8 protein-coding genes are annotated in these 12,158 nt (G+C 59.8%); all 8 read right to left on the reverse strand.

All coding sequences use genetic code 11. The annotated features are described in order from the left end of the window. Positions 1–207: 207 nt before the first annotated feature. Positions 208–2,382, reverse strand: coding sequence for a hypothetical protein (locus DW024_RS06965; RefSeq protein ID WP_158572179.1), 2,175 nt, complete (start codon positions 2,380–2,382; stop codon positions 208–210). A 183-nt stretch (positions 2,383–2,565) separates the two neighbouring features. Further along, positions 2,566–4,455: a carbon starvation protein A gene (locus DW024_RS06970; RefSeq protein WP_118227263.1), complete on the reverse strand. Its 1,890-nt coding sequence runs from the start codon at positions 4,453–4,455 to the stop codon at positions 2,566–2,568. Positions 4,456–5,133: 678 nt separating this feature from the next. Then, a complete protein-coding gene (tsaD, locus tag DW024_RS06975; RefSeq protein ID WP_118377318.1) occupies positions 5,134–7,518 on the reverse strand; it encodes a tRNA (adenosine(37)-N6)-threonylcarbamoyltransferase complex transferase subunit TsaD in 2,385 nt (794 codons plus the stop codon). Further along, positions 7,505–8,011 (reverse strand): tRNA (adenosine(37)-N6)-threonylcarbamoyltransferase complex ATPase subunit type 1 TsaE, encoded by a 507-nt coding sequence (gene tsaE / locus DW024_RS06980; protein ID WP_118377319.1) that lies wholly within the window; start codon positions 8,009–8,011, stop codon positions 7,505–7,507. The genes tsaD and tsaE overlap by 14 nt, the downstream gene beginning before the upstream one ends. A 12-nt stretch (positions 8,012–8,023) precedes the next feature. Beyond that, on the reverse strand, positions 8,024–8,644 hold the full coding sequence (locus tag DW024_RS06985) for a uracil-DNA glycosylase (RefSeq protein ID WP_118377320.1): 621 nt from the start codon (positions 8,642–8,644) through the stop codon (positions 8,024–8,026). A gap of 8 nt (positions 8,645–8,652) precedes the next feature. After that, complete coding sequence (gene alr / locus DW024_RS06990) at positions 8,653–9,798, reverse strand: alanine racemase (protein WP_055252165.1); 1,146 nt, start codon at positions 9,796–9,798, stop codon at positions 8,653–8,655. A gap of 2 nt (positions 9,799–9,800) precedes the next feature. Next, positions 9,801–11,417 (reverse strand): NAD(P)H-hydrate dehydratase, encoded by a 1,617-nt coding sequence (locus tag DW024_RS06995; RefSeq protein ID WP_118377321.1) that lies wholly within the window; start codon positions 11,415–11,417, stop codon positions 9,801–9,803. Next, the gene (gene acpS, locus DW024_RS07000; RefSeq protein WP_117779470.1) at positions 11,418–11,957 is read right to left on the reverse strand and encodes a holo-ACP synthase; all 540 of its coding nucleotides are present in this window, start codon (positions 11,955–11,957) and stop codon (positions 11,418–11,420) included. It lies immediately after the preceding gene. Positions 11,958–12,158: the final 201 nt, after the last annotated feature.

Here is a 12,158-nt window from a genome sequence, read left to right on the forward strand (position 1 = left end):
CGGAATGTGTCCGTCAGCCCCGTTCCGAAAAGCGAGCCGCATGCAACGGCCAAGCCACGACAGGCCCCGGGAGAGCGGGGACACCGGCTTAGGTTTATCGCGAGTTCCGCACGAACAGGAGGCCACTTAATGTGGCCTCCGTCGTGAGCAGGACTGTAGAGCAGGAAACCTAAGCCGGTGTCCCCGCTCTCCCGGGGCCGGCGGAATTTAGTTGTTCAGCATGCGGTCGAAGCTTCCCGAGTCGCCATCCCGATAGTCGGCGGTCATCAGAATCTCCTGCGGAATGCGCCCGCCCTCGCGCAGCACATTGCGGAACTGCACGCGCGTGACCATGGGCAGATCCTTGATCGTCGCCGCCAAGTTCTGCGGCACGCCCTGGTTGGCAGCCGCGGGCTCGCACTCTCCGCCGGCCTTCACGCGACGCTTGTGCTCGGCGAGCATGGCGCGGTACATGCCAGCATGCAGGCGAATCTCAACCACATTGGCATTGCGAGCCTGCTCGACGATGCGCGCGCCCTCGCGGTCGATATCGCCCACGTAGTAGACGTAGTTAAAGCGATAGCCAATCTCGGCCAGATAATCGTCCAGGGCATGCGAGACGCTCGCCTTGCATCCGCCGCCAAAAATCACGCCGCCCACCTTGATGCCAAAGAGCTTGGCGTGCTTGCGGCCACGCAGCAGCTTGACGATCTCGTCGTAGGTGTCCAGGTTTTCGACCATAATGAACGGCTTGTCGGCGCCCAGCGTAAAGAAGCCCGTAAAGTGCACGGGGCGATTGGGGGCGACCTTGATCGCCTGCATGCTGATGCCCTTTTCGGTCATGCGCCTTATCAGGCGCTCACCGTGCTTGCCGTCAAAAGCCTTCTCGTCGTTAAAGATCTGGTAGGCACGCTGGCGGCGCGAGGCAACCGGCGTATCGGCACCTCGGTTCTGCTCGATCCAAGCCTGGATGATTGCGATTTCCTCGGCAATCTTGCGGTTGGACATCTCGTTGTGCTGAGTGCGCTGCGGAGCCTTTTTGCCGTCCTTGCCCTCGACCTTTACGATCTGTGTCTGTTGCTCCTTGATCTTAGAGAGCGCCGTAGGCGTAGGGACAACCTTGAGCAGCTGCCTGCCTAAAACGCGGGCAAGGGCGAACGCCGATACCTCACCGCGAACGGCCGACTTGGGCTGCTGGGCAGCAGTACCTGCTGCGGAAGACTCCGGCTTCTTCTGAGACTTGCGTTTAGAATCGCCTTGGGAATTGCGCTCGCGCTTCGGCATAGACGCCTGCTTCTGCGGACGATCGGACTTGCTCTCCTTCGCCGGCTGGCGCTTAGGCTGCCCCGAAGAAACCTCGGCCTTCGCATCCTCGTCCTGCGGCGTGGTCCTCTCGGCTGCGGTCTCGGCATGGGAACTGCGGCCCCCACGATGGCGACGGCGGCGAGGCTTGCTCGACGCGCCCCGCTCCGTCTGCTCATCAGTAGGCTGCTGGCCCTTGGCCTCGGCATCAGCCTCAAGCTGCGGCTCAACAGGCTTTTGCTCGCGAGCCGCCGGCTCAACGGCCTTCTCGTCCTGGGTGGTCGAAACCGACTCGCCCTTCTCCTGACGCTTTACGGGATACGCGCGTCCCGCAAAACCGCGGCCGGGACGACACGAACCCGGAGCCTTCTTGGCAGACTCCTCAACATCGTCTGCAACCTCAGAAGACTCTTCGACCTCACGCGCGGCACCCTGCTGTGCAGCCTTAAAGTGAGCACCGCGGCGGCGCTTGGGCTCTTGGGCCTCCACGGGCTTTTGCTCCTTCGTGGGCTTCTGCGACTCGGCAGCAACCTCGGTCTCAACAGCCTCGGCATCCGTCTCGCCCTTTCGAGCAACGGCGCGACGGAAGCGCTCCTGCTGGGCGCGGCGCTGTGCATCGCGCTTGCCGCCCCCGCCAAAACCGCCGCGTCCTGCCTTGGCCGTAAAGGCACGCACAACGTTCTCATCGAGCAACTCATCGGTATCGACATGCTCACGCGGAGCAACTTCTTCCACAGCAGGCACGTCAGCGGAATCCTCGACGACAAAATCTTCGACGGACTCGGCAGGTTGCTCCTGGGCATCGCGGATCTCGGCATTGATGGTATAGAACGCCGGGCGCCCGTTAATGCCACTACCCTCGATCTTGGTCACGATATTTGCCGCGATAAGCTCATCGCGCATCGCCTTGGTGTCGCACTCCTTATCGACGGAGCGGAAAATCTGCGCCAGCGCACTCGACTTAATCTTGAGCGCCTTGCGGCAAAGCAGGTCGTAGGCAACCAGCTTGGCACGCTCGGCAGAAAGCGATGTCTGGCTGCTCAGACGCTCAGCCAGGGCATCGACATTGTTTTGATTATCGGAATATACCGTCTTGGCCACGGGGCCCCTTTCATATGCACACATATACGTCCATATGGTACAACGCACGAGCCTATCCACGCAAAACATCTGCGAGAACGCCCTTGCACCACCTGTTCTCACAAGAAAAAAGACCGGGTCCGCTTGATTGCGGACCCGGTCTTTCCGAGTCAAATAGACGGGAGATTCAACCCGTCCGACCGACTAGGCCTTGGCGGCCTCGGCGTCGGCAGGAGCTTCAGCGGCAGCGGCGCGACCGTACTCGGCCTTGCCCATCTCGGACCACTCGGGCTCCTCGTCAGGCATGGAGCCGGCCTCCTTGCCAAAGAACTCCTTGAGGCAGTTGACGGCGACGATGAGGCCCAGGACCATCAGCAGGACAGCGAAGACGAGCTGCAGGCCCTTGGTGGCGGCGACGGAAACGGCGGCCGTGGTGGCGGTAGCCGGGATGGTACCGAAGAAACCGTAGGCCTGGACGGCGGTCATGCAACCCATGGCGCTCTGGACCAGCGAGGTGAAGGTGCAACAGAGCAGGAAGGCGACGGGCACGTAGAGCATCCAGCCCTTGCGGCCGGTGCACTTGCAGAACACGGCGAGGGTGATCATGGTCATGCCGCCGAGCAGCTGGTTGGAAGCACCAAAGAGCGGCCAGATGTTGGCATAGCCACCAAAAGCGAGGGCGAGACCGGGAAGCAGGGTGACGACCGTGGCGAACCAGGGGTTGCCGAGGACCTTCATATAGCCGGCCTTGGACTCGATGGCCAGAGCATCGTTGGTCTGGGCAAAGAACTCGGAGAACGAGGTGCGGGCGATGCGGGCGACGGCGTCGAGCGAGGTCAGGGCCAGAGCGGAGACGTTCATAGTCATGAAGACGGTAGCGAGCGTGCCGTCAACACCGAAGGCCTGCATACCGCGGGAGATGCCAGCGGCGAAGATCTGGAACGGGGTGGAAGCGACACCAGCGTTGAGGGCGCCGGTACCGGCGGTGTTCATATCGGAGAACATGATGCCGGCGACGATGATGGCAAGGATGCCGACGAAGGACTCGACGATCATTGCGCCGTAACCGACCTTGACGGCGTCCTGCTCCTTCTCGACCTGCTTAGAAGAGGTGCCGGAAGAAACGAGGCTGTGGAAACCGGAGAGAGCACCGCAAGCGACGGAGACGAACAGGACCGGGAACATCATGCCGGAGGCAGTGGAGAAGCCGGTGAAGACCGGAGCGGTGATGGTGGCCTGACCGTTGACGCCCAGGACGACGATGCCGAGGACAGCGCAAACGATCATGACGATCATCATGATGGAAGTGAGGTAGTCACGCGGGGTCTTGAGCATCTGGATGGGCATAGCGCCAGCGAAGACCAGGTAGACCATGACGACGGCGAACCACTGGAACTTATCCAGGTAGACCGGGAACTGCATACCGACGGCGAACATGAGAACCATGAGGACCACGCCGGTGACGAACTCGGTAGCACCGGTGAGGTTGAACTTCTTCTGGGCCCAACCAAAGGCGATAGCGACGAAGGTGAACAGGATGGAGATGGTACCAGCGCAGCCGGCGGCATAGGACTTGGTGAAGTCGATGGCACCGGTAGCAGCACCAGAAGCGTCAACGGCCGGGGTGAACATGAACGTCTTGCAGACCATGTCGGTGAAGGCGGCGATGACGATGATGCAGAACAGCCAGCAGAACAGCAGGAACAGGCGACGGCCGGTCTTGCCGATGTACTTCTCGATGAGCTGAGCGAGCGACTTGCCGTTGTTCTTCATCGAGGCATACAGGGCGCCAAAGTCGTGGACGGCGCCAAAGAAGATGCCGCCGACGAGGACCCAGAGCACGACGGGCAGCCAGCCAAAGGCCATGGCGACGATCGTACCCGTAACAGGGCCGGCACCGCAGATCGAGCTGAACTGGTGCGAGAACGCGGTGAAGGCAGAGACGGGCGAGAAGCTCTTGCCGTCCTTCATGCGCTTGGCCGGCGTGAGGGCCTCTTTGTCAACGCCCCACTTGTTGGCCAGCCATCGGCCATAGCCCAGATAGCCGCAGGCGAGCACCGCCGCGGCCACAACCATGAGCAAAACTCCGTTCATTACATTTCCTCCTCTAAAAAGAACTTCTCAGACATAAAAAATGAGGGCCGTCGGTTGCGCTCGACGGCCCTCATCTTCATCAGCCGCCCGTTATCGTACGGGCTAGCTGTATGTGCTAACCCGCATCAGATAATTACTACGCTGATAATGTTTAGCTGATGCGTGAACATGTCTAGGAAATCCTCTTCAATCATGATGCGAACAATCCGTGCGTGTTCACATCCCCCAGTGGATGAAAAGCAGTATGAAACTTTAGTTACCTAAAGTCAACGCAAATAAGTAATGAATTTTCAACTTTTTTGAATTTCTCGTTATAAAACGCCACTAACCTCGGACTTTACCCGACAAAAGTTTTTGCATGAGAGATGCCCCCTCGGGAGCCGCGGGAGCTCCCATCCCAAATGCGGAGCAAAGCTCCGCACACCAACTTTTTCTTTCAGCTAAAGAACGCCGGAAATTCGACGCAGGCTGGTTAACCTTGCTGGACGTTGTCGACGCCGATCCAGCCCAGAAGCCATATCGATACAGAAAGGTCCCCGGCCGGAGGGGCCGGATATAAGGTTTATCGCGAGTTCCGCACGCAAAGAAGGCCACTTAATGTGTCCTTCGTCTTGCGCAGGACTGTAGAGCAGGAAACCTTATATCCGGCCCCTCCGTCCGGGGACCGCGCCGTACCAGCTACAGCGTCATGTTTGGATCGGCGTCGACGTCGAACGGCGAGATTTCACCTCGGTCGAATTTACGGCGGGCGACCTCCGCGATCATGGCGGCGTTGTCGGTGCATGCCGAGAGAGGCGGCACCGTCACGCGGATGCCCTGGCGCCCAAGCTTCTTGATCATCATCTCGCGCAGATGCGGATTAGCCGAGACGCCGCCGCCGATGCAGTATTCCTTGCATCCGGTGGCATGCAGCGCGTTCTTGGCCTTCTTGTACTGAACGTCAAAGACGGCTGCCTCAAACGAAGCCGCCAGATCGGGCAGGTGAATCGTGCGCCCAGCCTTGGTCTCCTGCTCGATGTAGAGCGTCACCGCCGTCTTGAGGCCCGAAAGCGAGAAGCGATAGTCCCCCCTGCTGTTAAGCGCGCGAGGAAAATCGATCGCGCGGGGATTGCCCGTCTCGGCCAGCTTGGAGATGATGGGGCCACCGGGATAGCCCAGACCCAACGCCTTGGCTACCTTGTCGAAGGCCTCGCCCACAGCATCGTCGAGTGTCTCACCAAGTACCTCGTAGTCGCCCCATGCCTTCACGTGCACGAGCATGGTGTGCCCGCCCGAGACAAGCGTAAAGATAAACGGGGGCTTGAGGTCGGGCTGCGCCAACAGGTTGGCAAACAGGTGGCCCTCCAGATGATTGACGCACACGAGCGGCTTGCCGGCAGCATACGCAAAGCCCTTGGCAAAGGCGACGCCCACCACCAGGGCGCCAACCAGGCCCGGACCCTGTGTCACGCCCACGGCGGCAAGCTCACTTGGTGTAATGGCTCCGCCCGTAAGGCCCAGCGACGCTGCGGCGTCCTCGAGTGCCGCATCCACGACACTCACAATCACCTCGACGTGCTTGCGCGAGGCGATCTCGGGCACCACGCCGCCAAAGCGTGCATGAAAATCAATCTGCGTCGACACCTGGTTGGCCAGCATATTGCCATCCGCATCGATAATCGCCACCGCCGTCTCGTCGCAGGAGCTCTCGATAGCGAGTACGAGGCGGCGACGCTCAATCTCGACACGTTCCTCGGCAGAGCGCCAAGGCGCAGGCAGCGGCCATACGCGCTGCTCTGCCGCCGTCGGCTCGGGCGAAGCATTGTCGACCGGAAGCACCAGGGGCAGCGGAGCCGTCATGACGATGGCGTCCTTGCCGGCACCATAGTAGCCGCGGCGACGGCCAGCCTCGGTAAAGCCCAGAGCGTTATAAAGCGCGATCGCTCCCTCGTTACCGTCCTCGACCTCGAGCGAAGCCGTGGTGCAGCCGAGCATCTGGGCATCATAGCTCACGTGCGACAGCAGCTTGCGGGCAATGCCCTCACGGCGATGTGCTGGGTCGACGGCGACATCCAGAATCTGCACATCACCGTCCACGACCATACCGCCGGCAAGGCCCAGCAGCTTGCCGTCGTCGTGTGCCACCCACCAACTACGCGGCGCAGCGACGTCCTCGCCCAGTTCGGACAGGAACATGCCCGGCGTCCACGCCTCGTGTCCGGCACCTTCAAAGCAGGCAGCCTCCAGCGCGCTCGCGCCCTCGGCATCCGCCGCGCCCATGGGACGGAACTGCAGATGACGACCGGCGAGCTCATCGGCAACACCCGTAATTTCGCTCTGCGCACTCTCGGCAAGACCAAGACGCTTGCGCTCGTTTTCCTCGGCATCCGAAAGGCGCGTGTAAATCGGCAGGACGCGGGCCGGATCGCCGTCACCCGCAGCGTGCGCGAGCAGCAAGCCCTCGCCCGAAGGCCACCACAGGTCGCGCTCCACGCAGCGGGCGGCCTCGTCCTCACCCAGCAGCTTGCCATAGCGCACGAGACCGTCACCGGTCAGCTGAACCTGGCCCCAGTCCGCTGCTTGGCGCCACTCATCGAGCGCCACGGCGGCCTTGACCACGTGTTCGCGCTCAAATTGACGCTCGGGACCCTTATCGACCAGCATATACAGCGCCGGATATACCTCACCGCGCATAGCATCGGCCAAGATACCAAGCTTGCCGCGCACGCCAGCCTTCCACGCCGTCCAAGCGCAAGCGTCGAGCGTCGACACGCCCAGCAGCGGAACATTGGCACCACGCGCGAGGCCCTTGGCAGTGGAGATGCCGATGCGCACACCCGTAAAGGACCCCGGGCCGCGGCCGACCACATAGCAACCAACATCGCTGCGATCCAGACCGGCTTGAGCCAGCACGCCATCAACGGTATTCACGAGCTCAACGTTGGCGTGACGGCGACACATGTGGTCGCCACTCACGAGCTTCGTCTCACCCGTCTGCCCATCAATCCAGCTTGCCGCGCAGGCAAGCATGTCGGTCGAGGTATCGAGCGCCACCACCAGCGCGTTGTCGTTATGCAAGCTCATCTTGTACAGCCTTATCAATCAAATGGGAAAGCTCCATTGCGCGGTCACCGTGCGCCTCAAGCGTTATCGTTCGCACATCGCTGTCGCCCTCATCACGCCTGAGCGTCACCGAAAGATACTCATCCGTCAGCTCGTCCTGGAATTGTTCGCCCCATTCCAGCAGGCAAGCACCCTCATAGCCCAGCACATCGAAAATGCCCGTATCCTCGAGCTCGTAGGCATGCTCCAGGCGGTATAGATCAAAGTGAAACAGCGGAATACGACCTTGATCGTGGACGGCCATGAGCGCAAACGTAGGGCTCGTAACCATATGCCCATCGCCCAGCCCGCGCGAGACGCCCTTGGTAAAGTGAGTTTTGCCCACTCCCAGGCCACCGGTCAGGATGAGCACATCTCCGTCCTCAAGGCACGGTGCAATTAGCTCGCCAAAGTACTCCGTATCGGCAGCGCAAGTCGTTTTGTAAATACCTACCCCCAGGCGCTCCAGGGACATACATGCTCCTTATTATTCCGAGGCGTCCTCTGGCGCGGGATGTCGCTCCAGATAGTCGCCCAGCATCTTAAAGTCTTCCTCCAGCAGCTCCTGCCACGCCGGATTGCGTAGCGCTGCTGCCGGATGGAACGTGGGCATCACCACAAAGTGCCCCATCTGATGGAACCTGCCGCGCAGCTTGGTAATGCCGATCTCGGTCTTGAGCACAAAGTGCGTTGCGGGGTTGCCGAGCGTCACGATGATATCGGGCCAGATGCTTCGAATCTGCTCGCGCAAAAACGGTGAGCAAGCCAGCACTTCCTCGGGGCGCGGATTGCGGTTTCCCGGCGGGCGGCACTTAAGCACGTTGGCAATGTAGACGTCTTCGCGTTTGAGCCCCGCCAGCGACAAAATGCCGTTGAGGTCCTCGCCTGCCGCCCCCACAAAGGGCTCGCCCTGCAAATCCTCATTGCGGCCCGGCGCCTCGCCAATAAACATCACGCGAGCGTGGGGGTTTCCCACGCCAAACACGATGTTATGGCGCGACTGGTAAAGCTGGCAAAGGTGACAATCGCCCAGAACGGCCTCGATCTCCTCGAGTGCGACCTCACGCGGCGTCTGATGGCTATGGCCGGGGATGTGCATGACGCCCATAGCGACTCCTACACGTAGACCTTGTCGAGACGCATACCAAAGCCGCAAGCGACCTCGTAGTTAATCGTGCCGCGTAGGCGCGCCATCTCGTCCATGGTAATCTCGGCATCTCCATCGCGGCCGACAATGATCATCTCGTCACCATACTCGGCCTCGGGAATCTCATGTGCTGGGTTGGACTGAATGGCGACCATAAACTGGTCCATGCAGATATTGCCCACCTGACGCACACGCTCGCCGCGATACAGCACGTCCATACGATTGGAAAGCGTACGCGAAAGGCCATCGGCATAACCGATCGGAAGGGTGCAGATCTGAACGCGCGTGCGCGGTACGCGGTAGGTAAAGCCGTAGCCCACGCCCTCGCCCATCGCAGGATGCGCCACGCGCGTCACACGCGCGTGGACGCTCATGACGGGATCAAGCTGCATCACGCGACCACTCAGCTCACATGGCTGCAGACCATACAAACCGATGCCGGCACGAATCATGTCAAAGTGCATTGAAGAATCGAGCATCGAGGACGGCGTATTGGCACAATGCACGATACCGCATTCAAAACCTGCGTCCTTAATGGCCTGAACGGCCTCGGTAAAACGCTGGCACTGCAGCTTGTAGTCCCAACCCGAAGGTTCATCGGCCGTGGCGAAGTGCGTAAATACGCCGTCGCACTGAATACCGCGATGGAAATTAATACCGCGGACAAAGTCGAGCACCTGCGTGTAATGTACGCCAATGCGGTTCATGCCCGTCTCGATGGCGAGATGATACTTGCCCACCTTGCCCGCCGCGACGGCACATTCGCCATACGCAAGAGCAAAGTCAGACGTATAGACCGAGGGCATGATATCAAACTCGAGCAACGTCGGAATAGCCTCGATAGGCGGCTCGCTTAGGATGAGGACGGGTTTCGTAATCCCGCCCTGTCGGAGCTCAACGCCCTCGTTAACCGTCGCCACGGCAAACATGTCGGCACCGGCCGAATACATGATCTTGGCGCACTCAACAGCTCCATGACCATAAGCATCGGCCTTGACCACGCAGCACAGGCGCTGACGCGGATTCAACAAGTTCTTATAGGCCCTCGTGTTGCGACGGAGCGCCCCGCGGTCGATCTCGACCCAGGACCAGCGCGTCAAATCGGCTTTATTCATGATTAGTCATCCGACCCTTCGTCCATGATTCCCAGATCTTCGAGCGCATCCTTTGCCGCCAGCTCCATGGCAGGACCGATCAAGTCGATAAGATCGGTCGCGATGACGCTCTTCTCACCATACTCCGTCGCCGCGGCAAAACCGGCGTAGCTGTGAAGTGCGACGGCGTACGAATACAGCAACTCCCAACGATCCATCTCGTCGCGCATGGTGGCAAGCGTGCCGGCCAAAATACCCGCGAGAACATCACCCGAACCGGCAGTTGCCAGAGAAGCCGGACCCGAGAGCGGCAGCAGCACACGCTCAACGCCACAGATAGCCGTCGTCGGCCCCTTGGCAATGACCACCAGATTGTCGGAGCCTGCAGCCCAGACAACCTTCTGCGCGGCCGCAATCGCGGTACCAAGGTCGTTCACCTCGTCACCGGCAACCAGGCGCGAAAGCTCACGATAGTGCGGTGTCATAACCAACGGCTGCTCGCGGCGATACATCTCGGGGTTACTATCAATACCGTCAATGGCAATCTTAGCAAGGCAGTTGAGTGCATCGGCGTCCAAAATTAGCGGTACATCAAGCTCGAGCAAGCCCGAAACCACCTGCATAGCGCCGGCAGACGTCGTCATACCGGGACCGCACAGCACGCAGCTGTACTTCTTTGCGATCTCGCACACCGTCATGCGCGCAGCGGCGCCAAAGGAGCCGCGGGAATCAGACGGAATAGCAAAGACCGGAATCGAAGGAAGTGCCATGCGAATGAGATTGGCGCAGGCGTCAGGAGCCGCGACTGCCACGTAACCAGCACCCGCGCGAGCTGCAGACTTGGCCGCCATAATGGCAGCACCAGGATATTGCGCAGATCCGGCGACAATAAGCACGGAGCCACGGGAATACTTATCGATATTCGATGGTAGCGGAGCAAAGTAATCAACTAAGTCACCGGGCTCGACAATCTCGGCGGCGTGGTCGACATCATCGATGACCCCGTCAAGACGGTCGTAAAGATTGCCGCAGATCAAATCGCCAGCATACTCAGGACCATCAGCGCTATACAGACCAATCTTGGGCGCAATCATCGTCACCGTGCGCTCGGCACGAATGCAGTCGTCATCAACAACGCCCGTCTCTGCATTCAGGCCCGAGGGGACATCAATGGATACGACACAATCGGCGCATTCATTGACCGTAGGAATCCAAATGGAGAACGGCGCACGCAGATTCCCGTGGAAACCGGTACCAAAAATGGCATCGACAACAACATCGGCCTTATCGATCAAAACCTCGAGTTCATCACGCGAGGGGCCGACGCAAACGTGCACATCGCGGCCGGCAGTACGACGAGCAACATGACGTGCCAGAGCAGCAGGAATCTCATCCGGTTCAACCGGAGAAACGATATCCACGTCCACACCCTTATGGCTCAGGATATCGGCGGCAACCCAACCGTCGCCGCCATTATTACCAAAACCGACCAAAACGAGAACCCGATCGGGATTGAGCTTCAAGACCTCGTTAGCGGCAAACTCACCCGCTAGCTCCATAAGCTCGGCCTTCGAAGTCCCTTCGCGTTCGATGATATCCTCGAGACGAACGACTTCTTCGGTACTCAAAACCGGTTTCATCTATGCTCCTAGCGTATCTTGCGAAGCATCGCCCAGGTGCTCCGTCAATGCTGAATTCTGCAGCTGCTCGAGCTCATCTAATACAGAGCGAGCCTCTTTAAATGTCTGCGCAACGCGTTTCTTGGTGCTCACCTTTTCATCTTTTGGCTTAGGCCGAGCATCTTCGGTAATCGCGATGGCATTCGCAACGGCCAAGTCTCCCGTAAGCGTAATGGAAAGAGCGACCTCAACAACGCCCAGTTCTTGAGCGATCTCGAGAGCACGGCCCGAAAGCAGCGCCTTCGGTTTGCCGAGTTTATCACGCGTAACCGAAACATCCTTGCGACCAACGCCTTGACTAAAACCCGTGCCGAGAGCTTTAAGTACCGCCTCGCGCGAAGCAAAGCGGCTGGCATAGTGAGCAGCGGGACGCGATGATGCATCGCAATACGCGCGCTCTTCTTCGGTAAACACACGCCGAGCAAACGACGGCGTCTTTTCAAGAATTGATTTCATACAGGAAATCTCGACGATATCAACGCCGATACCAGCTTCAGCCATGTTCACCTCCATATCGCACAGACTAAGTTATTGTAGCCCGTTCGCAGAAGATGCGACAAACGAGGGTTATAAAACACAGCTACTATGTGAGACAAATTGCCCGAGATACAAAAAAGGGGGAGGCCGCGAGGCCTCCCCCCTTCTTCAAGTCTTGCGACGGCTCGGTGCCGTCCACCGGTCAGCGGCGCCCTGGCCTCCCAC

This window comes from Collinsella sp. AF37-9 (assembly GCF_003475115.1).
Classification (GTDB): Bacteria; Actinomycetota; Coriobacteriia; order Coriobacteriales; family Coriobacteriaceae; genus Collinsella.